General features: G+C 65.2%; 17 protein-coding genes and 1 pseudogene. 12 read left to right on the top strand and 6 right to left on the bottom strand.

Annotated features, from left to right (window positions below):
• Positions 1–492 precede the first annotated feature (492 nt).
• Complete coding sequence (locus tag MB828_RS27235) at positions 493–2,772, bottom strand: ATP-binding protein (protein WP_301650532.1); 2,280 nt, start codon at positions 2,770–2,772, stop codon at positions 493–495.
• Between the two features lie 480 nt (positions 2,773–3,252).
• Positions 3,253–4,773 (bottom strand): aldehyde dehydrogenase (NADP(+)), encoded by a 1,521-nt coding sequence (locus tag MB828_RS27230; RefSeq protein WP_301650531.1) that lies wholly within the window; start codon positions 4,771–4,773, stop codon positions 3,253–3,255.
• 552 nt (positions 4,774–5,325) lie between these two features.
• On the opposite strand from MB828_RS27230, the gene MB828_RS46975 reads away from it, so the two are divergent.
• The 3 genes from MB828_RS46975 to MB828_RS27220 all read left to right on the top strand — a co-directional run bounded on the left by MB828_RS46975 (position 5,326) and on the right by MB828_RS27220 (position 9,621).
• Positions 5,326–6,018: a proline racemase family protein gene (locus MB828_RS46975; protein ID WP_430381432.1), complete on the top strand. Its 693-nt coding sequence runs from the start codon at positions 5,326–5,328 to the stop codon at positions 6,016–6,018.
• Entirely contained in the window at positions 5,954–6,652 is a 699-nt protein-coding gene (locus MB828_RS27225; protein WP_301650530.1) for a GntR family transcriptional regulator, read from the top strand. Before MB828_RS46975 ends, MB828_RS27225 begins: the two co-directional genes overlap by 65 nt.
• Before the next feature lie 158 nt (positions 6,653–6,810).
• Positions 6,811–9,621, top strand: coding sequence for a SpoIIE family protein phosphatase (locus MB828_RS27220; protein WP_430381431.1), 2,811 nt, complete (start codon positions 6,811–6,813; stop codon positions 9,619–9,621).
• Positions 9,622–10,453: 832 nt separating this feature from the next.
• On the opposite strand, the gene MB828_RS46970 is transcribed toward MB828_RS27220, so the two are convergent.
• Positions 10,454–10,885 (bottom strand): transposase, encoded by a 432-nt coding sequence (locus MB828_RS46970; RefSeq protein ID WP_430381430.1) that lies wholly within the window; start codon positions 10,883–10,885, stop codon positions 10,454–10,456.
• 277 nt (positions 10,886–11,162) lie between these two features.
• On the opposite strand from MB828_RS46970, the gene MB828_RS46965 reads away from it, so the two are divergent.
• Positions 11,163–11,372, top strand: coding sequence for a hypothetical protein (locus tag MB828_RS46965; RefSeq protein WP_430381429.1), 210 nt, complete (start codon positions 11,163–11,165; stop codon positions 11,370–11,372).
• A 121-nt stretch (positions 11,373–11,493) separates the two neighbouring features.
• Here the strand turns inward: MB828_RS46965 and MB828_RS46960 are convergent.
• Positions 11,494–11,610 (bottom strand): annotated as a pseudogene (locus MB828_RS46960) (IS630 family transposase); the annotation flags it as partial.
• Positions 11,611–12,138: 528 nt separating this feature from the next.
• On the opposite strand from MB828_RS46960, the gene pip reads away from it, so the two are divergent.
• A complete protein-coding gene (gene pip, locus MB828_RS27210) occupies positions 12,139–13,074 on the top strand; it encodes a prolyl aminopeptidase (RefSeq protein ID WP_301650529.1) in 936 nt (311 codons plus the stop codon).
• 334 nt (positions 13,075–13,408) lie between these two features.
• Here the strand turns inward: pip and MB828_RS46955 are convergent, their stop codons facing one another.
• Positions 13,409–13,603 (bottom strand): hypothetical protein, encoded by a 195-nt coding sequence (locus MB828_RS46955; RefSeq protein WP_430381428.1) that lies wholly within the window; start codon positions 13,601–13,603, stop codon positions 13,409–13,411.
• A 592-nt stretch (positions 13,604–14,195) separates the two neighbouring features.
• On the opposite strand from MB828_RS46955, the gene MB828_RS27205 reads away from it, so the two are divergent.
• The 6 genes from MB828_RS27205 (at position 14,196) to MB828_RS46950 (ending at position 20,754) form a co-directional block, all read left to right on the top strand.
• Entirely contained in the window at positions 14,196–15,194 is a 999-nt protein-coding gene (locus MB828_RS27205) for an ABC transporter permease (protein WP_301650528.1), read from the top strand.
• A gap of 111 nt (positions 15,195–15,305) precedes the next feature.
• Complete coding sequence (locus MB828_RS27200; protein WP_301650527.1) at positions 15,306–17,060, top strand: ABC transporter substrate-binding protein; 1,755 nt, start codon at positions 15,306–15,308, stop codon at positions 17,058–17,060.
• 119 nt (positions 17,061–17,179) lie between these two features.
• The gene (locus MB828_RS27195) at positions 17,180–18,184 is read left to right on the top strand and encodes an ABC transporter permease (RefSeq protein ID WP_301650526.1); all 1,005 of its coding nucleotides are present in this window, start codon (positions 17,180–17,182) and stop codon (positions 18,182–18,184) included.
• Positions 18,181–19,260 carry an ABC transporter ATP-binding protein gene (locus MB828_RS27190; protein ID WP_301650525.1) on the top strand — a complete coding sequence of 360 codons (1,080 nt, stop codon included), beginning with the start codon at positions 18,181–18,183 and terminating at the stop codon, positions 19,258–19,260. Before MB828_RS27195 ends, MB828_RS27190 begins: the two co-directional genes overlap by 4 nt.
• A gap of 30 nt (positions 19,261–19,290) precedes the next feature.
• On the top strand, positions 19,291–20,430 hold the full coding sequence (locus tag MB828_RS27185; protein ID WP_301650524.1) for an ABC transporter ATP-binding protein: 1,140 nt from the start codon (positions 19,291–19,293) through the stop codon (positions 20,428–20,430).
• Positions 20,431–20,436: 6 nt separating this feature from the next.
• Positions 20,437–20,754, top strand: coding sequence for a DUF2116 family Zn-ribbon domain-containing protein (locus MB828_RS46950; RefSeq protein WP_430381427.1), 318 nt, complete (start codon positions 20,437–20,439; stop codon positions 20,752–20,754).
• 213 nt (positions 20,755–20,967) lie between these two features.
• On the opposite strand, the gene MB828_RS27180 is transcribed toward MB828_RS46950, so the two are convergent.
• Entirely contained in the window at positions 20,968–21,663 is a 696-nt protein-coding gene (locus MB828_RS27180) for a GntR family transcriptional regulator (protein WP_301650523.1), read from the bottom strand.
• A gap of 460 nt (positions 21,664–22,123) precedes the next feature.
• On the opposite strand from MB828_RS27180, the gene MB828_RS27175 reads away from it, so the two are divergent.
• Positions 22,124–22,435 carry a hypothetical protein gene (locus MB828_RS27175; RefSeq protein ID WP_301650522.1) on the top strand — a complete coding sequence of 104 codons (312 nt, stop codon included), beginning with the start codon at positions 22,124–22,126 and terminating at the stop codon, positions 22,433–22,435.
• The last annotated feature ends 201 nt before the right edge of the window (positions 22,436–22,636 follow it).

The raw sequence follows: 22,636 nt of genomic DNA, 5'->3' as shown, positions 1-22,636 counted from the left end.
CGTCAGTGTTCGGGCGCTGAGGGAAGGCCTCTTCGACCGCCTTTGGAGAGGTCGGAGGCTGTGGCGCAGGCGGCCTGCATCTGGACTAGGAGGGTGAGCTCTGCCTGCCGGCGTGTCCTTGATCAGGGCGGGCTGGCGGGCTCGGTCGGCACGGGAGCCTTCGCGGAGTAGCTCGGCCTCGGCATCGATGCTGCGTTGGCGACCACGCCGAATACCCGTGGGCATTCACCGCCCTCCGGACCTCGCCCGGCGACATGGCCCACTACCGGCGGCGCCGTGACGATCACGGAGACTGGCATGCCGCCACCCAACGGCATCTCTTCCATCGCATGATCGGCCAGCCCTACCGTCGCCTCCAGAAGGGCGAGTTGTCCGATGGAAAGACCACCCTCTCCACGCTGCCTGCGGCGGCGGCTGGACACCTTGGCGTCGTGAGGTGTCTCCCTCAGCCTCACCACCCACAGAAACACACAACAATCTCGACAGGGCCAGTCACTGCTCAGTTGTCCCAGAGGCGGGTGTGTGGGTTGCCGTCCACCATGACGCGATCTGGGCGCGGCTGCTGAAGGCCAGCTTAGCCAGGAGGTTCTCGACGTGGCCTTCGACCGTACGCGGTGATCGTCCGAGTTTGGAGGCGATCTGCCGGTTGCTCAGACCTTTGGCTACGAGTTCCGCTACTTCGCTCTCCCGGCGGGTGAGCGCAGCCGTAGGGGCTGTCGGCGTGAACGAGGTGCAGGCCAGGGCCAGAGCGTACTTGATGGCCTGGCCGGGGTTGTCGTGGCTGGCGCCTTCCTCGAGTGCCTGCGCATACGGCCCTGGCCCCAGGGCGCAGGTCGCCGCCTTCTCGCAACGTGTGTGCTGTTTGGCCACCCACGGGCCGAACGCGGCGATGCAGGTGCCCGCGTTTCGCCACAGGGCACCGGCGGCACCCAGCAGTCGGGCCGCCCGGGCGTGGTCTCCGCCGGAGCCGGTCGCCCAGGCGAGCAGTTCCAGCATCCGCGCGACCATCGCATGGTCGTTGAAGCCCCGCATGCTCTCCAGTGCGGACCGAACCAGCGCCTCGGCCGCCTCCTTGTCACCGCGCACCCAGGCGTTGTGGCTCAGTGCCATCAGTACCTGTGCGCGGCCCCACCGCTCCCCGCTCACCTCGAAGGCGGCGATCACCTGCCTGCAGGACTCCGCCGCTCGAGGATCTCCGGCATAGGCCTGGACACAGGCCAACGCGAGCCGCCAGGAGGTCGCTTCACGCTCATCGCCAGCCGCCGTCGAAGCGGCCAACGCGCCCTCGTACCGGCAAATGCTCTCCTCCGGCTGCTCCCGGTAAAGCGCTGACACGCCGCGGAAGCCACCCGCCCGGGCACGCCCAACTGGGTCCCCCAGTTGTTCAGCCAGTTCCTCGGCCTCGTCCAGCCACCGGTCTGCCGCGAGTAGATCGCCCTGTGTCTGTGCTACCCAGACTGCGGCGAAGAGGCCCCGAGCCCGCTGTCGTGTGGTTTCAGGTGTCTCTTCCAGCGCTCGCTCCAGCTGACGGCGTCCTTCCAGCAGGAAACCGCCGACGCACCAGTGGAAGATCAGCGCCCCTGCCAGCGCGAGCCGGGCCTGGGGGTCGGCGTCATAGTCCAGGGCCGCGAGGAGATTAGTGTGGTCTGCGCGCAGCCGAGCCAGGGCCTGTACCTGGCCGGAGCCGTACCAGCCCGCATCAATGCGCTGGGCCACGCCGACGAAGAAATCGCGGCGCCGCCCTAGGAACCGCTCCTCCTCCCCGGAGGCGGCAAGTTGTTCCCGCCCGTACTGGCGGACACTCTCCAGCAGCCGATAGCGCAGCACACCCTCGACCTCCGTGGTCAGGACCACGGACTGGCCGACCAGCTGGTCCAGCAGGTCCAGAACCTCGCCCTCCGCGATGCCGTCTCCTGAGCAGACGCCTTCGGCCGCATCCAGAGCGAACCCGCCGGCAAAGATCGACAGCCGGTTCCACAGCAGCCGCTCTGCCGGGGCACACAGCTCGTAGCTCCAGGCAATCGTCTGGCGGAGTGTGCGCTGGTGCGGCAGCGCGGTCGAGCTTCCACCGGTGAGCAGCCCGAAGCGGTCCTCCAGCCGCTGCGCAACCTGCTCGACAGTCAGCGTACGCAGCCGGGAAGCAGCCAGTTCAATGGCCAGCGGCAGCCCGTCCAGGTCGGAGCACAGCCGGGCGACCTCGGCCCGGTTGCGCTCACCGACCTCAAACCCGGACCGGACGGCGGACGCCCTGTCCTCCAGCAAACCCGCAGCATCCTCAGCACCCAGCGGGGACACAGTAAAAAGCTGCTCGCCCGTGATACCGAGCGTGCGGCGGCTTGTGGCCAGGATGTGAAGCTCGGGAGCGGCACAAAGCAGAGTCTTCGCCAGCACGGCGCAGGCATCCGCCAGATGCTCGCAGTTGTCCAGCACAATCAGGGCCCGCCGCTGGGCCAGATACTTCTCGAGCTGTTCCAGGACCGGCGCAGTGCCCCGGTCCGACATACCCAAGGCCGTCGCGATCGCACCCGCCACCGCCGCCGGATCCTGCACCGGGGCCAGCTCCACCAGCCATACCCCGTCCGGAAACGTCTTCGCCGAGATATCGGCCGCCTCCAGCGCGAGCCTGGTCTTGCCGACCCCACCCGGCCCAGTGAGCGTCACCAGCCGCGCCGACTGCAGCAGACCACGGATCGCAGCAACCTCAGACCGACGGCCGACGAAACTGGTGAACAGTGCAGGAAGATTCCCTCTCTGTGACTCCACAGCCGTCATCACTCCCCCCTCCCGACCGGCCGCCGAAATGACGAACGACCCAGGGCCACCGCCTTCGCTCCGAAGTACCCGAAGCCGACCGGCCCGGACAGCCCACAGAGCCCCCGTCGCAGCAGCCTGGGGACACAGCGACCCGACGGCCTCCACCTTCCGGTAAAGGCCCCGACAAACAGCCCGCTGCCACCACCCCTTTCACGCGAGACAGCGCCCCGCCAGCCCAACATCACCGCAACGGCAAATACCAAGCGGCATCCGGTTTCGCTGAATACCTCGGTCATCTAAGGGCCTTACTATCTGGTTGTGCTGCTGAAGGACCACGAAAAAGCAAGGCCCGCCATGCTGCCCGAGGAAGGGTAGACCGCCTTGCGGACGTGCTCGCCACCGTGCGCTTCGCCACCCACTACAACCCATCCCTGGAGATCGGCTCACGCATGCGAAACCTGCACAAGGCCGATCGAAAAGCCAAACAGGACGGCTCGCTCAGTATTCGCCGTCGACGCGGCGGGGCAGTTCGAGCGGATTAGCGTCCTGCAGCTCCGGAGGCAGAAAGGCGTCAGGGACGTTCTGGTAGGCAACAGGGCGCAGGAACCGTTGGACGGAGAGGGCTCCCACCGAGGTGTGCTGGGAGTTGGTGGAGGAGGGCCAGGGTCCTCCGTGGTGCTGGGCCCAGTTGACCGCGACGCCGGTGGGGAAGCCGTTGACCACGATGCGCCCGGCCCGTTCCGCCGCGATGCGGATGAGGTGACGCGGCAGTGTCGTCTCGTCCTGTGCCAGGTGGACGGTGGCAGTGAGGCTGCCGTCGAGTCGGCGGAGGGTTTCGAGCAGGTCGTCCTCGCTGGCGTAGCGGGCGATGATCCCGACGGGGCCGAAGCACTCGTCGAGCAGCGGTGCGGTGTGGGCTGCCAGGTCGGCCGTGCTGACCTCGATCAGGGCGGCTCCCGCAGCGAAGCCTTCGGTGCCTCGTACGTCTCCGGCCACATGAGCGATGGCGCCGGGGACATGGACGAGGTGGGCCACCCCGCTCTGATAGGCATCGTGGATCCCCTGGTTGAGCATCCAGGCAGGAGCGACAGCTCGGGTCTTCTTGACTGCCGCGTCGCGCAGGGCATCACCGTCGGCTCCTGCCGGCACGAGGGCCAGACCGGGTTTGGTACAGAACTGGCCGACGCCCAGGGTGAAGGACTCCACCCAGGCCTCGCCGATCTGCGCGGCCCGCTCAGCAGCTGCCGCGGGGGTGACAGCTAGCGGATTGAGGCTGCCGAGTTCGCCGAAGAACGGGATCGGCTCGGACCGGCCAGTCGCCAGATCGAAAAGGGCCCGCCCGCCACGGGTGGAGCCCGTGAAAGCCACCGCTTTGACGTCGGGATGGGCGACCAACTGTTGCCCGGCCACCATCCCGTGGACCCTGGTCAGCAGGCCGGCCGGCGCGTCCGCCGCTGCGGCTGCCCGGGACAGGATGGAGAAGACGGCCTCGGAGGTGGCCGGGTGGGAGGGGTGTGCCTTGACGATGACGGGGCAACCAGCCGCCAGGGCCGAGGCGACGTCGCCTCCGGGCATGCTGAAGGCGAAAGGAAAGTTGCTGGCTGCGAAGACGGCCACCGGACCCAGCGGAATGAGCATCCGCCGCAGGTCGGGCTGCGGGCCCATGGCGGTGTCCTGCGCGTGGTCGATGACGGCGCCGGTGTAGCGGCCGTCCCGCAAGACGTCGGCGATGAAGCGCAACTGGTAAGTGGTGCGGGCCAGTTCGCCATTGAGGCGGGCAGCTCCCAGTGCAGTCTCGCGGTCAGCGACATCCACCAGAGCTTCTCTCTGGTTCTCCAGGGCTTCGGCCAGCGTGTCGAGCAGCGCGGCACGCCCGTGACTGCCGAGGGCTTCGAGACCGGCAGCCGCCCGGACGGCGCTTTCCACCGCGCCGTTCACGTCGGCGGCGGTGCTTTCCATTACTACGGCCTCGGTCAGGGCGCCCGTGCGGGGGTCGACGGAGGAGACGGGGCTGGGCATGAGGATCGGCCTTTCTTTCGCGATGCTGTTCCGGGTGGGTCGGACGATGCGAGCGATGTCTGTCTCGGGCTACCGGCCCCGGGCGACTGGGGCGCGCGAAACGGCCGGTCATGGATCGGTGTCCATTGCCCGTTGCGGCGACCTTGCACGCATCCTCTCGGCGGAAAAGTACAAGGCGAGGGGTGCTTCGAGGTTAGGGCAGAGCCACAACAAGTGCAATATGACATGATACCGAAAGGACTCATCCGCCTTCCCGCACCGACGTCCTGATCATCGGAGCAGGCGTCGTGGGTGCGGCGTGCACGTGCCTACTGCACGGCCGCCGGACTACAAGGTTTACGTGGCCGAACGAGGCGCCATCAGCACCTGCGAAGGCAGCATCCCGGCCTCAGACAAGGAACCCGGGCCCGAGCTCGATCGTTCTAGCCCTCCCGTTCCCCCGTCTGCGGTGTGGGATCTGGGCCGACAAGAACGGGATCACAAAGGCGGCCCTGGCCATCATGGGCGGCCACATCAACGAACAGAAGCGCCGCCCATCCCGGCAACCCCGAGATGAACGGCGTGCACCACCTCTACATGGCCGCTCCCGGGCCGACGGCAGCCCCTTCCCAGCACGCCGTGGTCATCCACCCGAACATGCTCGACCACTCCCTCTACGGGACCAGCGCCCGCATGGCGCAGCTCCACACCCGAGGCCTGCTGCCGCCGCACACCGCATTCTGCGACGAGTCGTTCATCGGCAAACTCCTCGAGGAGACCGAGGTGACCGGCCGCCAGCGGGTCATTCCCACCTTCAACGACGGGGGCATGGATCACCGGGACTGCCCAGTACCTGTACGACCCGGACAATCCCTTCCCCCAGGAATTCGAACTGTGACCACCCAGGCGGGACGGGTGGCCTCAGCACGGACAACCGCAGCAGGTGCGGGCCCTTACCAGCCGACAAGGCCAGTACGCGCCCCACCCGGGCTGGTCGAGCAGGGCTTTCACCACGGTAACCGCAGCCATACGATACATCACATAACGCAGGGCGGGTATAGGATCAAGCAGGTATCCGTTCCCCCGGCGGACTTCAGGCGCGCTGGGGACTGCGCTTCCTCATCTGCAGCACGAGGCAGCCAGAAGGAACCGACTTGCAAGGACAGTGCCCTTTCGGGGTGGGACAGTGAGGGAGAACGACATGAGCGTGGACGATGGTGCACCCGTGCGATTGCCTTCGTTCCGCGGGCGCCGCAACCTCCGTGAGGAGATCACCGAGACCCTGCGGGGAGCAGTGATCTCGGGAGAGATGAAGCCGGGCGTCGTCTACTCCGCCCCGAGCCTCGCCGAGCAGTTCGGCGTTTCCCCGACCCCGGTACGTGAGGCCTTGCTCGAGCTTGCCAATCAGGGGCTTGTCGAAGTCGTCCGCAACAAGGGGTTCCGTGTCACGGCACTCTCCCCGGAGGAACTCGACGAGATCACCGAACTTCGGGCGCTCATCGAACCACCCACCATCCGCCGCATAACCGAAAACGGCGTCTCCGCGAAGGCGATCAAGCAACTGCGGCCTCTCGCAGCAGGGATCGAGAAGGCAGCCGAGCGCCGGGACTTCATCGCTCATGTGACCATCGACTTGCAGTTCCACCTCGCCCTGCTGGAGCTCGCAGGCAACGCCCGACTGCTGGAGACGGTGAGGTCTTTGCGCACCAGCTCCCGGATCTACGGCCTGCGGCTGCTACCCGCGGGCGAGGCGCTGTTCAACTCCTCTCACGAGCACGCCGAGTTGCTCGACCTCATCGAGGCCGGCGATGCAGACGGCGCGGAAGCCCTCATGCGCCGCCACATCAGCCATGTACGCGGCATTTGGAGCGAGGGATCTCTCTCCGATGAATCCAGCTGACCCGGTGTCCGGCTGGCAGAGCTCTCTGCCAGCCGGACACCGGGTCAAACAAGTGCCCAGGAAGGACGGCAGCGAGGGCGCCGTAGGCGGTTTCGCCAGCGGGAACCGGGGAGGGGGTGCGGCGGCCCGTCCCTGCTCCGGAGCGGAGACGATTCCTCATGAAGCTTTCGCGCTCGAAACATCGCTTTCCGCGTCGTCCTAGCAGGCCGCCGAGTACAGGCACCCGTTCAGGGTCGGGACTGAGGTCCCTCCTGAACCTGCACAGCGCCGCCGGGCAGGTCTTTGTTCTGCAAGTCGCGATCGTGATGCTCCTGGCCGCAGCCGCAATGGCTGCCCTCGTCCTCCAGGCAGGGCGTGACAGTGAGAAACAAGCCGAGCTCCAGTCAGTTGCCGCGGCGGAAGCCTTCGCGAACGCCCCGGGCACGGTTGAGGCCTTGCAAAGCCCGGATCCGACAGCCGTGCTGCAGCCGCGCACGGAGACGGCCCGCAAGAGAGCGGCCATCGACTTCATCGTTGTCATGAACAGAGATGGAATCCGCTACACGCAGCCCGATCCCACGCAGATCGGGAAGAAGTTCATCGGCACTATCAAGCCGTCGTTGGCCGGCCGCGTCACTGTCGAGACGGCCACAGGGCCGGTGGCACCCGGGAAACGCGCCACGGTCGTACAGTCGGTGGTTCCGGTCTTCGATGCGAACGGCTCGGTCGTCGGCATGGTGTCAGCCGGACTCACGGTTCAGAGCGTGGCTGTCCCAGTCCATCAGCAGCTGCCAATCATCCTTGGCGCCGGCGCAGCCGCGCTCGCCCTGTCCACTGCCGGAACGGGGCTGGTGTCCAGGCGGCTGCGACGGCAGACCCACGGCCTGGGGCCGACTGAGATGACGCGGATGTACGAGCACCACGATGCGGTACTGCACGCGGTGCGCGAGGGCGTGCTGATCATCAATTCGGGAGAGCAACTGCTGCTGGCGAACGATGAGGCGCGGCGGCTGCTGAGCCTGCCTGCAGACGCGGAGCGACGACACGTAACGGATCTGGAGCTCGATGCGGAGACCTCGCGGCTGCTGTCGTCGGACGAGCCCGTCACGGATGCGGTGCATCTGGCGGGCGACCGGCTGCTGGCGGTGAACAAACGGCCCACGGCCCCGTACGGGGAGGCTGGCTGTGTGGTGACACTGCGGGACACCACGGAGCTGGCGACGGTCTCGGGACGGGCGGAGGTGGCACGAGGGCGGCTGAATCTGCTGTACGACGCGGGGATAGGGATCGGCACGACGCTGGATGTGACGCGCACCGCACAGGAGCTGTCGGACGTGGCGGTGCCGCGGTTCGCCGACATCGCCGTGGTGGATCTACTGGATGTGGTGACGCACGGGCAGGAGCCGGCGCGCGACACATGGCGGCAGATGCGGCGCACGGCCATCAGCGGCTCCCACGATGCCTTGCCTTTCTACCCGGCCGGCGAGTTGATCACCTTCGTGCCGACGGCGCCGCAGATGCGGGCACTCGAGCTCGGGCGGGCGGTGCTGGAGGAGAATCTGTGGCAGGCGCACGGGTGGCAGGAACAGGATCCGGACCGGACGCAAAAAGCGCTGACACTGGGATTGCATTCCCTGATGACGGTGCCGCTGCAGGCGCGCGGCGTGGTACTCGGGATGGCGAGCTTCTGGCGCATGGGGCAGTCACCAGCCTTCGAGGAAGAGGACTTGTCCTTCGCGGAGGAACTGGCAGCCATCGCGGCTGTATGCATCGACAACGCCCGCCGGTTCACACGGGAGCACGCGATGGCCGTGACCCTTCAGCGCAGTCTCCTGCCACGGAAGCTGCCGGAGCAGGATGCACTGGACGTAGCCTGGCGGTACCTTCCGGCGGAAGCGGGAGTGGGCGGCGACTGGTTCGACGTCCTTCCCCTGCCCGGGGCCCGGGCGGCGCTGGTAGTCGGCGACGTCGTCGGTCATGGACTACATGCGGCGGCAACGATGGGCCGACTGCGTACTGCAGTGCACAACTTCTCCGCCCTCGACCTGCCCCCCGACGAGTTGCTGGCCCACCTGGACGACGTGGTCAACCGGATCGACAGCGACGAGTTCACCGTAGAAGACCCAGAGGGCCGGGAGATCGAAGGGGTGACAGGGGCAACATGCCTGTACGCGATCTACGACTCGGTGACAGGGCTGTGCACGATTGCGCGCGCGGGACATCCGACTCCAGCAGTGGTGCATCCCGACGGGACCGTCACATACCCCGAGGTTTCAGCTTCCCCTCCGCTCGGCCTGGGGGGTCACCCCTTCGAAACCGTCGAACTGCGCCTGCCCGAGGGCTCACACCTCGTGCTGTTCACCGATGGGCTGGTCGAGAGCCGGGACCGGGACATCGAGAGCGGACTCGACGTGCTGCGCGGGGTGTTGGAGAACGTAGCGGGGCGTACCTCCGAGCAGGTCTGTCAGGCGGTGATCGACACAATGCTGCCCGCGCACCCGTCCGATGACATCGCGCTGCTGGTGGCACACACCCGGCTACTCACGCCGTCGAAGGTGGCGCAGTGGGACGTGCCGCCTGACCCTGCGGCAGTGGCGCCGGCGCGTGCCGAATGCGGAGCTCGACTGAAAGCATGGGGGCTCGAGGAGCTTGGATTCACCACAGAGCTGATCCTCAGTGAGCTGATCACGAACGCCATCCGGTACGGGGCGCCGCCGATCACGGTGCGGCTGCTGTACGACCGCAATCTGACCTGCGAGGTGTCGGACGGCAGCAGCACATCCCCGCATCTGCGACGGGCGGCAGCCACAGACGAGGGCGGGCGCGGGCTGTTCCTGGTGGCACAGTTCGCACAACGGTGGGGAACCCGGTACACCCGGCGCGGCAAGGTCATCTGGGCCGAACAGTTCCTCCACGACACCGCTGCCACGCCTACAAGCGATGCACTGACGGACGCGCTGCTCGCCCAGTTCGACGACCCCGTCCTGTGAGCACTCGGACTCAACTCCAGCCCTGGATCTCTACGATCAACAACGGGTCCGGCGAGACTGACCACACCGACAATCCGTGGACGCACTGCCCGACAGGTCTCGCCGGATACTCCGGAACCTGCCGAGGTCCAGGACCGCAACGTCTCCGCCTGGACTGCGAAGGAGCGGGAGGCATACATACGCCAATGACCTCGACGATGCTGCGCCCTGCTCGCGGTGTCTGCTGCTTACAAGCAGTTCAAGGTTGACAGGCCCCCAGCGAGCGGCTGCCCCGCTACGCCACCCACTGGTGCCAGTACGTCGCCAACTGAATCGCTGACAAGACCCGCTATCGCCTGCCCATCGACCCGGGTGAGCACACCGCGCACGGTGTGGAGGTCACCCGTTGCCCGGACGTTCCGATCAATACCACCCTCGCCCGCCGAGTCGGCGCACGTACTCGCTCTGCACCGGCGTCCCCGACCCATCGGACCGCACGTCGTGGAGGAGCACCTCCCCCATGGCCGTTCATGATCGTGATTGCGGCCGGCCCGGCCCTGCTGAGGACATTCGTCGCGCCGACGTGGTCCGCGTTCGCCGCGAACCCGCACCGCACCCCATGCACTGAAAGCTTGCCTGGGTGAGGCGGTTCTCCTTCACGATGTGCCCGCACCCAGGGCAGCACGTGCGGGAGTGTGTTGCGCGCATCCACCGGGATCATGAGGCGACCGGCACTTTCAGCCTTGTCCGCCAGAATCCCGAGGAACTGCGCCCAGCCCGCATCGAGGATGCTGCGAGCGAGCCCGGCCTTCGTGGCAGCACTGTTCGACAGGAACTGCTGGGCTGCCCGGGGTCAGCCTTGGGTGCGGGCCCTTTGGTCATGCCCGCGGTATTGAGCCGCTCGTGCGCAATCACGTCGTGGCCGGCGATAAGCGCGGGCCGTCTTGCGGTGGAAGTCGGCACACTGCCGCCGGATCTTGCCGTACAGCTTGGCGACCTTCCGAGCCGCCGCGCGGCGGCGCTTGGTGCGCCGCTTGGTGCGCTTGGGGAACATCGCGAGGTGCCGCTGTGCGCCGGCGAGTTCGTCGGCCATCGCCTGGAGGAAGCTCGGGTTGGCGACGTGTTCGCCGTCCGAGGTGGTCAGGAAGTGGGCGACGCCCATGTCGACGCCGCCGATCGCCCCAGCAGGCGGCAGTTCCTCGGCTGGCACCTCGTCGCAGGCAAGGACGGCGTACCAGCGGGTTCCCTCACGCTTCAAGCTGATCGTCTTGACTCGGCCCTGCACGGGCCGGTGCTGATGCACTCGGACGTGTCCGACGCCTTGGAGGCGGACGCGGGTCGGGCGGTTGCGGGGGGCCCAGCGGCAGCCGTCTCCGTCCTTGAGGAAGGTGACGGTGTCGAAGTGCCCGACGCCCTTGAAGCGTGGGTAGCCCGGCGTCCGACCGGCCCTGACGCTCCGGGTCGAACGTCCGGATCCTCTTGAGCTGCGCGGACTGGTCCCCGTACCGGACGGTGGTCTTCGAGCTGTGCCGGTAGGCGTCCCGGCGCTCCCGAAGCGCGCCATGTACAGCGAGCAGTGGTCCCGCAGGGAGGCCACCACAGCGATCAATCAGATAGGAACAGCGGTACTGCTCATCGAGCAGAACGCCCATGCTGCCCTCAAGGTCGCCCAGCGCGGATACGTCATCGAATCCGGCTGCGTGACGGTGGCAGGACCTGCCGACCAGCTACGCGAAGATCCACAAATCGTCGAGGCATACCTGGGAGCCTGAACGGGACCGCACGGTATCTCTGATCAAGCAATCAGTCGGCGAACCAATAACAGACCGCACAGGGTAGAGCCTGACAACCCGGCCGAAGCGCTCGGGACGGACCTCCCCCCCTCACCTGACGCCGGATCGCGGCCGCGTTCTTCTGCCCGCCTTCGAAACGCTCCGCGGCCTGGTGCCGTAACCGCTCCCGCGCAGTTCTCTCAGCGTCGGTCAACCCGCCACTCTGCGCGCACCTCACGGCCCAGGGCTACTGGTGCCGACGTCCATCTGTCATGGCGAAGGGCACCGAACCGCTCGATCAAGTTCCGTAGCCTGATACTCACTGCTCTGGCGATGGCTCTGACGGGCGGCGCGCGGCACGGGAGGTCATCCGACCCTGGGGCCTTGCTGTCGCCTTCAGGGCTTGTGCGAGGAGTGGGAGTCCTGGGCGTGAAAGGCCGGCGCGGAGCCCGACTCACATTGCACCGGCACGATATAATCGGTAACATACTACCGACGTCGCCGCAGTCGAAGCAGCGACGCGGGCAAGCAACGGGCGAAGCCAGCTCGTGAGCACTAGTGCACGCTCCGGCGCCACGATTCGCTCAGGGCACGATCGCACATAGGAGCTGTTGAGAGCGACTGCACTCTCGAGGGCCCAGGCACCTCGATCAGGAGGCCTTCAGCGATCGCGGGAACGAGCTCTGCCGGGTAGGTCCCCATTGTCATTCGCCGGCACGCAGTCGATCCACCGATAGGCGGTCAACGTTTGAGTACGTCAGCGAGAGTGTCAGAATTCACGACCGCCAGCGGCTTTCTCAATGTGGGTGACGGACACCACCTTTACTGGGAGGACTGGGGAAACCCGGACGGCACGCCGGTCATGTACCTGCACGGCGGTCCTGGTGCATCATTTCAAGATGACCAGAAGGCTCTTTTCGATCCGACTGCGCACCGAGTGCTGTTCTTCGACCAGCGCGGATCTGGGCGTAGTACCCCGTTTGCGAGCACCGAAAACAACACCACGGCCCACCTTATTGGCGACATCGAGAAGCTGCTAGGCCACTTCGGCCTTGATTCCGTTCATGTGGCTGGCGGGTCGTGGGGGTCTGCATTGTCACTCCTCTATGCGATCGAGTATCCAGAGCGCGTCCGTAGCCTTCTCATCTGGAGCGTGTATCTCGTTCGGGAGTTCGAGAACAGATGGGTCAATGAGGGCTTCCCGCGGTACCAGTTCCCAGGTGAGTGGGAGCGCTTCATTTCGCTTGTCCCCGAGGAACACCGCGTTGACGGCTCCTCGATCATGAGGTTCTACGCGGAAAAGATGCGCTCGGACGATGAGGACGAGGCAGCGCGATTCGCTTTTGAGTGGACCCTCTGGGAGATGACTCTCGTATCCATTCAGTACGACCCCGCGAAGCTCGAAGCGGAGCTTCGTGAAGACCGTAGCATGCTATCAATTGCCCTTCTGGAGACGCACTACTTTACTCAGGGGTGCTTCGTGCCGGAGAATCACATCCTCGACAGGATTGAGACACTTCGGCACATTCCTTGTCAGGTTGTGCAAGGCCGGTTCGACATGTGCACCCCAGCTGTCAGTGCATACGACCTGAGTCGCGTCTACGGCGACAATCTCGATCTTCAGTGGGTGAACTCTGGGCACCTGCGCACGGATCCCGCACTGTTCGCAGCCCTACGGCAGGCGACGGCCCGACTGGGGTGACGACCGGAAGACTGGTGCCATGCCGGCCAAGGACGCCAGGCTCGTGATCTCGTGTGAGGTTGGCCGTCGAACCGTCAGGTTCCGCCGCCTAGCACCTGGGATGCTGCCGGTGTGCCGCGTCACGCCTCGCCTTTCCTGCACTGCTTGGACACACTGATGGTGCTGTTGGTTGGCCAGGTAGTCGACTCAGTCCGCCTGCTTTCCGATATGGGTTCAGTTCTCCCGCGCACTGGGGCGTGCACGAGCATCAGTGCAACGCAAACGGAGCAGTACCCGATGCGCGGCGTGACGGCATCGGTTACGGCGGAAGAGATATCGCCGGACCAACAGCTGATCAGGTTGGTTCCTCCTGGCGGGCTCTCGCGGCTTCGGGCCACGGTTGAGGATTTACTTCACAAGGCCGTCGCTTTTCGGCGTCCCGGAGAGCCTCGCGAATCCGCCCAGGGCTCACCCCGAAGTCCTGATCCAGTGCGTCCTGCTTCAGTTGAGTCCCTGCAACCAGAAGCCCCATAACAATCTCATCTCGCAACGATTCCAATATCTACTGTCGCCTCAATTCCGACTGTCCGACCAGCCGCCTCCTGCGGTTTGTCGATTTGGGGCTGGGTGTGCTCAACGATGAACTCCTCCGTCGTACGGGTGACCGCGCCATACCATTGACAGATTTATAGATGGTCTGTCAGCCTCCTATCTCAACCCCGATCGCTCGGCGTCAAGTGCTCAGGTACGGCAGCGGCGAGCTACGGACGCGCTACACAGATGCCTGAGGCGGTGTGATCGCCTTCCTTGGAGAAAATCGATGCAGAACCTGTACGTCTTTTCGGCGCTGGCGATCGTCGTGCGGCACTTCCACAAGATGGACTTCTCAAGTCCCCGGGGCTGAGAGAGGGCACCAGCGACTTCCAAATACGGAATCACGGCATTCTTGCCGAAGCACCATTGACGTCGGCTCAAGCAGCAGTATCGAAGCAACGTCGCGAAATTCAGCTCTCTGCAAAGCACTTGGCACCACTTGTGAACTCTGACCGCGCCTTTCGGCACGCTCCTCCGTTCGGGGCGCGTCCCGGCAGGTCGGCCGGGCACCGTGTGCCAGTCACCACTGGCTTAGGGGTCTTCTCCATATGACTGTGCCACTCCACGACTCCGGGACCGCAACACTGGAAGTTCAGGCTGGCCCGGCCGCTGACAGCGTCAAGATCACTGGACGGTCACCGGGCCGCATCGCATGGAACCGTCTGAAGAAGGACAAGGTCGCCCTTGGCGGCGGCATCGTGGTGATCCTGCTGATCCTCGTCGGTGCTTTCGCGCCAGTGCTCTGTGCACTGGTGGGTCAGAACCCAGACACCTTCCACACCAACCTTCTTGACGCCTCCTTGGGTATCGGCACACCGGAAGGCGCCTTCGGGGGCATGAGCTCTACCCACCTACTGGGTATCGACCCGACCTACGGCCGGGACATCTTCGCCCGCATCGTCTACGGTGCACAGATCTCGCTGATCGTTGCCTTCGGGGCGGCCATCCTCACGGTGATAATCGGCGTCATCTGCGGTCTGGCGGCTGGCTTCTTCGGTGGCTGGGTGGACTCGGCGATAAGCCGCGTCATGGACATCCTGCTGGCGTTCCCGCAACTGCTTTTCTCCATCGCTCTGATCTCGGTCATGCCGACCAAGCTCCTCGGCCTCGCCGGCAGCGGACCGCGTGTCCTCGTACTGATCTTCGTCATCGGCTTCTTCGGCTGGCCGTACATCGGGCGCATCGTGCGCGGCCAGGCCCTCTCGCTGCGTGAGCGGGAGTTCGTGGAAGCGGCCCGGAGCCTTGGCGGCGGCAGCATGTACATCCTCTTCAAGGAGTTGCTGCCGAACCTGGTCGCCCCAATCCTCGTCTACACCACCCTGATGATCCCGACCAACATCCTGAACGAGGCGGCCTTGAGCTTCCTCGGTGTCGGAGTCCAGCCCCCGACACCCTCCTGGGGCCAGATGCTCTCGGACTCGGTTCAGTACTACACGGTGGACCCGGCCTACATGGTGATCCCCGGTCTGGCGATCTTCATCACCGTTCTCTCCTTCAACCTCTTCGGCGACGGACTGCGGGACGCACTCGACCCGAAGGGCAACTAGACCGCGGCGGCGCATTGTGCGGTTCTCCCACCGGTGGAGAGCAGCGGCTCGTCCATCAGTCAGCCAGGGTCCGAACTCTGGGCATTGGGCACTCTCGAAGGTGACACCAAAGTGATTAGACACAACAAGTCGCTAGCTGCCGTAGCGGTGGTCGGGGCCCTGGCACTGACCACCTCGGCTTGTACCGGCTCCAATTCGTCCGCGGCCACCAGCAACGGCGGCTCGTCCTTCAACGCCGCAGCTACCAGCATCGTGAACCCGTCCACCAAGGCCGGCGGCACGCTGAAGCTCTGGAGCAGGCAGGATGTCGACTCGCTCGACCCGGCGATCAGTTACTTCGGCCTTACTTGGGACCTGGAGCGCTTCTACGTGCGCACGTTGATCGGCTACCCGCCGAAGCCTGGCGCGACCGGTCTGAAGCTGCAGCCAGACCTGGCACAAGCCATGCCGACGATCACTAACGGCGGAAAGACCTACACGTTCAAGCTGAGAAGCGGCATCAAGTTCTCCGACGGTACCCCTGTGACCTCGAAGGACATCAAGTATGGCATCGAGCGCATCTTCGCGCAGGACGTCCTGCCGAACGGGCCGGTCTACCTGATCCAGGACCTCGACGAAGGCCAGAACTACCCCGGCCCGTACAAGGACAAGGATCCGGCGGGCCTGAAGTCGATTCAGACGCCAGATGACAGCACCATCATCTTCAACCTGAAGCAGGCAAACTCGGACTTCCTGTACCACTTGGCCCTGCCTGGCGGGTCCCCGATCGAGGAGGCCAAGGACGATGGTTCCAAGTACGCTAACCACCCGCTCTCGACCGGCCCGTACGTCGTCAAGAACTACGTCCCCAACAAGGGCTTCGAGATAGTTCGCAACCCGTACTGGAACAAGGCAACCGACCCTCTGCACTCGGCCCTCCCGGACAAGATCACGTTCACGGTGACCTCGGACCCCAACGATCTGGACAGCCGCCTCCTCGACGGCTCGGTCGACCTCGACGCCCAGCAGCTAGGTGTCCAGACAGTCGCTCAGGCCAGGATCCTGACCACCCCTTCCCTTAAATCTCACGCGGTCGACGCGCCTGCTGGGACGCTCCGCTACATCGCCATCGACACCAAGATCGCTCCGTTCAACAACATCAACTGCCGCAAGGCCGTCGAGTACGCGCTGTCCGGCACAGACCAGCAGACCGCCCGTGGTGGCAAGTGGGCCGGCCAGCTGGCCACCAACATGCTCCCGCCAGGGATCCCGGGTGCGGACAAGTACGACCCGTACGGTCTGTCTGCCGGTCAGCCGCAGATCGCCAAGGCTAAGGCCGAGCTCGCCAAGTGTGGTCAGCCGAACGGCTTCTCCACCACAATCTCGGCCAACTCCACTGTCTCGAAGGACGTAAAGCAGGCCGTCGCCGCCCAGGGCGCGCTGAAGGCCGTCGGCATCAACGCCCAGATCTTCCAGTACGACGGCTCGCAGACCGGGTCCACCATCGGTTCGCCCCGTTTCGCCCACTCGCACGGCCTTGGCCTGGACGTCGTCGGCTGGGGCTTCGACTACCCGACCGGTTCTGGCTTCTTGAACGCCCTGGTCAACGGCCGCCTGATCGAGCAGTCCGGAAACAACAACTTCTCTGAGGTCAACGACCCGCAGATCAACGCATGGATCGACGCCGCAGCAAAGACGACCGACCCGGCCGTTGCCGCTGCTTACTACACCAAGATCAACCACCGAGTCATGGATCTGGCGGTGTGCTTCCCGGGCGTACTCCAGCAGTCACTCAACTACTACAACCCGCGTCTGACCAACGTCATGTTCAATGCAGAGGTCGGCGGGATCGACTTCTCGGCTCTGGGTCTTTCCGACGGTAAGTGATCAACACGCCGTCTCACCTGTAAGCACAGCTAGACCGAAAGGCAGGTGAAGGCGGGTCGGATCCCGGCCGCCGCCCCCGCAGGGGGACGGGGCCGGGGCTCCCGGCCAGGCCGCGCGCAGTGCTCCTGTACATCTTCCGACGACTGCTGAACGTCGTCACCATGCTACTGGTGGTCGCTATGATCACTTTTGGCATCTTCTTCCTGGTGCCGCTGTTGCAGCACATCGACCCCGTGATGAGGTACATCGGCAAGAACGCCAGCCCCGTAGCCATTGCCGGCCTCAAAGTCAAGCTGGGTCTCAACGAGCCGATCTACGTGCAGTTCTGGCTTTACCTCAAGGGTTTGGTGGTTGGCCGCACCTACGCGAACGGCAACGACGTCATCCAGTGTCCGGCGCCCTGCTTCGGTATCTCGACACAGACCCAGGCCCCGGTCTGGCCGACGCTGCTCCACGACGTCACCGTCACTGGCTCGCTGGCCGCCGGCGCAGCCGTGATCTGGCTGGTCTTTGGCGTCGGCACCGGGGTGGTTTCCGCGCTGCGCAAGCGCACCGCCATCGACCGCATCACCATGGTGACCGCCCTGGCCGGTGTCTCCCTGCCCGTGTACTTCACAGGCCTGGCCACTTCCGCGATTTTCGTCTACAACCTGGGCTGGTTGCAGGCCACAGACCCTAATGCCACGCTCACCAGCGAACCAGTGGCCTGGTTCCAGGGGATGCTGTTGCCATGGATCACGCTGGCGTTCCTCTTCGCCGCGACTTACGCGCGACTGACGAGAGCCACCATGCTTGACGTGCTGGGCGAGGACTACATCCGCACCGCACGCGCCAAGGGATTGCGCGAGAGAACCGTCATCGGCAAGCACGCCATGCGGTCCACCCTGACACCGATCATGACCGTCTTCGGGATGGACCTCGGCGGCCTGCTTGGCGGCGCGATCTTGACGGAGAACGTCTTCAACCTGCACGGTCTCGGTTATGACACCCTGAACGGCATAACCAAGAACGACCTCCCCATGATCATGGGCGTAACACTCTTCGCTGCCTTCTTCATCGTGATGGCCAATCTGATCGTCGACGTGCTCTACGCGGTCGTCGACCCCCGTGTGAGGCTCGCATGACCGACCCCAAGACCAACAACGTCGAAGCCAGGGACAGCGGCACCACCCCGTTCCTCTCCGTTCGCGACCTGCATTGCCACTTCCCCACGGACGACGGCCTGGTGAAATCCGTCGACGGCATCAGCTTTGAGGTGGAGCGCGGCAAGACGCTCGGCATCGTGGGCGAGTCCGGCTCGGGGAAATCGGTAACCTCGCTGTCAATCATGGGTCTTCACCGCAACGTCGGGAAGAAGCGCGGACCGCAGCTGAAGGGCGAGATCTGGCTGGACGGCCAGGAACTGATCAGCGCCAGCGATGAGGAGGTCAGAAAGCTCCGCGGCCAGAAAATGGCGATGATCTTCCAGGACCCGCTCACGGCGATGCACCCGTACTTCACGGTCGGCCAGCAGATCATTGAGGGGCACCGGCAACACAACCCCCGAGCCACCAAAAAGACCGCACGCGATCACGCGATCCAACTGCTGGACCGCGTCGGCATCCCCCAGCCGGACAAGCGTGTGGACCAGCACCCCCACGAGTTCTCCGGCGGAATGCGGCAGCGCGCCATGATCGCCATGGCGCTGGCCAACAACCCCTCGCTGCTGATCGCGGACGAGCCGACCACCGCGCTCGACGTGACCGTGCAGGCGCAGATCCTTGACCTGATCCGGGACCTGCAGCAGGAGTTCGGCTCCTCGGTCATCATCATCACGCACGACCTCGGCGTGGTCGCCGAACTGGCTGACGACCTTCTGGTGATGTACGGCGGCAAGTGCGTGGAGAAGGGGCCGGCTGAAAAGATCTTCAGGCAGCCCGAGCACCCTTACACTTGGGGCCTGCTCGGTTCCATGCCACGCCTCGATCGTGAACTGCAGGACCGGCTGATCCCTGTGAAGGGCAACCCCCCGTCGCTGATCAACCTGCCGAACGGCTGCGCCTTCCACCCCCGTTGTCCCTACGCGGGCGGCACCAACGGCCGGTCCAACTCGGAGGTGCCACGGCTGACCAGGGTGAGCGAGCACCACCTGGTTGCCTGTCACCTGGCCCTGGAGGCCCGTCAGCAGATCTTCACCGAGGAGATCGCTCCCCGGCTGTAGCCGGAAGCAAGTCGAGGAGACGAAGAGACAATGAATGCAGAGAGCTCGACGGCAGATGCGACCGTCCCGGCGCCCGGGGCGCACACCCCCTCGAAGGGCAAGACCCTGCTCCAGGTGGCTGACTTGGTCAAGCACTTCCCGATCAGGAAGGGGCTCATGCAACGTCAGGCCGGCGCGGTTCAGGCGGTTGACGGCCTGACGTTCGACGTTCGTCAGGGCGAGACTCTCGGCGTCGTCGGTGAGTCCGGCTGTGGAAAGTCGACCATGGGCCGACTGATCACGCGCCTCCTGGAACCCACTTCAGGCAAGATCACATTCGAGGGAGTGGACATCACCCACCTCGGCAGGGCCAAGATGCGCCCGCTGCGGCGCGACATCCAGATGATCTTCCAGGACCCGTACTCCTCGCTGAACCCGAGGCACACGGTCGGCACGATCGTCGGGGCGCCCTTCCGGTTGCAAGGCATCCAGACCGAGAACGGTATCAAGGCCGCGGTCCAGGACCTGCTTCAGCTGTGCGGTCTCAACCCTGAGCACTACAACCGCTACCCACACGAGTTCTCCGGCGGTCAGCGTCAACGCATCGGCATCGCACGCGCGCTCGCGCTGAAGCCGAAGATGATCGTCGCGGACGAGCCAGTCTCCGCTCTTGACGTCTCGATCCAGGCACAGGTCGTCAACCTTCTCGATGACCTCCAGCAGGAACTGGGCCTGACCTACATGGTCATCGCTCACGACCTGTCCGTGGTGCGTCACGCCTCTGACCGGGTCGCGGTGATGTACCTGGGCAAGATCGTCGAGATCGCCGACCGAGACTCGCTTTACGCAACGCCGATGCACCCGTACACCAACGCGTTGATGTCGGCGGTGCCGGTGCCGGACCCGTCACGCAAGCAGGAACGCAACCGCATCTTGCTGACCGGTGACGTGCCCTCGCCCGTCAGCCCGCCCTCCGGCTGCCACTTCCGCACCCGCTGCTGGAAAGCTACGGACAAGTGCGCCGAGGTCGAGCCGCCGCTGGTCGCGCTGAAGACCGGGCACCAGGTGGCCTGCCACTTCCCAGAGAACGCGCCGGCGGGCGTGGGCGCCATCACAGTCTCCACGAGCGACGCGGTGACGAACGTGATGGAGGCGACCGCCGCCGCAGAGGCGGCCGAGGCTGCCCAGTAACCGTTTTTGGTCCTCCGTAGAGGCTGTTCGGTTGGGTACACCCTGGCTGTTGCGAGTGCCGGCGGCGGGCGTGGAGGCGAACATCGGGGATGTCCGGTCTGCGGCGAGTCGCCGAGGGCGGAGAGGCAAGCCAACGCGGTGTTCTGCTCGGAAGCGTGCGGGGCACGACATAGAAAAGGGCAGATGAGGTTGGCTCGGTGTGTCGCTGCGATGCGGGCCGCGGTAACAGCGGCCCGCATGGTATGCGGAGTGGTCTGGACGGTGGGGCTGGAGCATCGCGCCAGCACGCGTTACTACTCTGGCCAGTGTCGGACCCGGGCCTGACGATCAAAGGGCCTGGTCGGTTCGCCGTCACGGTGACAGCGAACCGACCGGGCACGTGCAGCGCTTACAGGTCGTCTGTGCTCCGGATCAGGGGAAGGTCCACATCCCTCCCCAGCGCCTTGACGGAACCGACTACGCGCCCTCCTGTAGGCAGTCCTACTGCGAGCTTGCTCGACCTCACATTCCGTTGGTGGAGATCCCCCAGCGGGTAGGTCAGTCGGATTCGTTAGTCGGAGCTTCCTCGCTCCAGATACCCCGCACATGGCCGATATGGCGACGCATGAGGGCCTCTGCGCCGTCCGCGTCACCCGCTTCAATGAGGTCGAGCAGCTCTGCATGCTCGTGTGAGGAGTTGAACAGGACTTCCCCCTCAGGAAGCCTGCGCAACCCGTAAATCCGGGAGCTGGTTCGCAGAGTCTTCACTGTCTCCACCAGCCGCGGATTGCCTGCCAGTTCCAGCAGCGCGAGGTGGAACTGCATGTCTATGGTCACGTGAGCGATGAAATCGCGCCGGGCAGCCGCCTTTTCGATACTGGCAGCGAGGGGCCGCAGTCGCTTGATGGCCCTTGCAGGGACGCCCGCTTCAGTGATGCGGCGTACGGTTGGCGGCTCTATGAGTGCCCGGAGCTCGGTAATGTCGTCGAGTTCCTGCGGGGAGAGTGCCGTGACGCGGAAGCCCTTGTTGCGGACGACGCCGACGAGCCCCTCCTTAGCCAGGTCGAGCAGCGCCTCACGCACAGGCGTCGGGGACACCCCGAACTGTTCGGCCAAGCTCGGGGCCGAATAGACGACTCCAGGCGTCATCTCCCCCGAGATGACCGCTCCGCGGAGCGTTTCGGTGATCTCCTGCCGAAGATTCCGGCGTCCACGGAAGGAAGGCAGGCTCACGGTTGCGCCGTCCGCGCTCATGACTGTCTTCCTTACTGTTGCAAGATGACTCTCCCCGGCACCTTCGGTGCGAACACACCTCAAATCCTATACCCAGACACTACGTTGATGTATCACATGTTCCCCGTGCTCAGCTGAAACAGCTTGTGGCGGCGCGCACACCTCGCTGGACGCAGATGTTTACGCGCCACACCCACCTGAGCGAGACCCGATGCTCGGAGCGCGGTTTGCAACCGTAGATCCTTATGTCGAGTTGCACGATGAAACGAGCAGTCAGTTGAGGATGATCGGATTGGTAAGTGCGGCGATGTGCCCGTTGGCATGGCGGACCTCGATGCGGACGAACGCCGACTGCTCCGCTGTCGTGTCCCACTGCACCGCTCACCGCTCCCGCTCCGTCACCGGGGAGAGCGGCCCTGTGGACCTTCCCTCGATCGGTGTGGAAGCTGACGGTCCCCGCCGGCACAGCTCGCACTGCCGCGTGGACTTCCACCTGCCCACCATGAGTCGCGAGCCGCTCTCCCACCCCGGCAACGTGGCCATCGGCGTGGGCGGTGAACGACACGTCCGCATCCGCCGACTCGGCGATCCAGCTGCGGCCGGCGCGGATCCCGGCCAGGACTGCCTCTGTGCTCAGTTCCTCGGCGAAGACCCCGGCGTGAAGGATCCCGATCGCCCTTCCAAGTGGGTGTCGCTGCTGCCCATCGCGCATGAAGTCGCCCGATGGGTACGGCGCATGCGGGTGCGCGGCAATGCACAGGCCCCCTGCTCGATGGACCTGGTCCAGGCATAGGTCCACCAGTCTGTCCTTGACCTGGTGGTTCCAGTCGACGACCTCGCCGGGAGCGATGCCGAGCGCGAGCCAGTGCCCGGTCTTCGTGGTCACCTCTTCACACCGAGAAGGATCAAGAAGTCATCGGCGGCCAGATGCCCCGAGGCACCCGAGGCCGCGGCTGAGTTGTGCTCCGTCGTCGCGATGAAGTCGAGCCTGGCC

The sequence above is a fragment of the Streptomyces arenae genome (genome assembly GCF_022343545.1).
In the GTDB taxonomy this organism is placed as follows: Bacteria; Actinomycetota; Actinomycetes; order Streptomycetales; family Streptomycetaceae; genus Streptomyces; species Streptomyces humi.
Note: the sequence above shows the minus strand (reverse complement) of the source record. Positions and strands in the feature narration are given on the sequence as shown.

Coding starts and splice junctions, on each gene's coding strand:
- MB828_RS46975 (WP_430381432.1), top strand. CDS start 5,326: ATGAACGGCGTGCACCACCTCTACATGGCCGCTCCCGGGCCGACGGCA.
- MB828_RS27205 (WP_301650528.1), top strand. CDS start 14,196: ATGACTGTGCCACTCCACGACTCCGGGACCGCAACACTGGAAGTTCAG.
- MB828_RS27230 (WP_301650531.1), bottom strand. CDS start 4,773: ATGCCCAGCCCCGTCTCCTCCGTCGACCCCCGCACGGGCGCCCTGACC.
- MB828_RS27220 (WP_430381431.1), top strand. CDS start 6,811: ATGAAGCTTTCGCGCTCGAAACATCGCTTTCCGCGTCGTCCTAGCAGG.
- MB828_RS46965 (WP_430381429.1), top strand. CDS start 11,163: ATGTACAGCGAGCAGTGGTCCCGCAGGGAGGCCACCACAGCGATCAAT.
- MB828_RS27235 (WP_301650532.1), bottom strand. CDS start 2,772: ATGACGGCTGTGGAGTCACAGAGAGGGAATCTTCCTGCACTGTTCACC.
- MB828_RS27225 (WP_301650530.1), top strand. CDS start 5,954: ATGAGCGTGGACGATGGTGCACCCGTGCGATTGCCTTCGTTCCGCGGG.
- MB828_RS27190 (WP_301650525.1), top strand. CDS start 18,181: ATGACCGACCCCAAGACCAACAACGTCGAAGCCAGGGACAGCGGCACC.
- MB828_RS27180 (WP_301650523.1), bottom strand. CDS start 21,663: ATGAGCGCGGACGGCGCAACCGTGAGCCTGCCTTCCTTCCGTGGACGC.
- MB828_RS27185 (WP_301650524.1), top strand. CDS start 19,291: ATGAATGCAGAGAGCTCGACGGCAGATGCGACCGTCCCGGCGCCCGGG.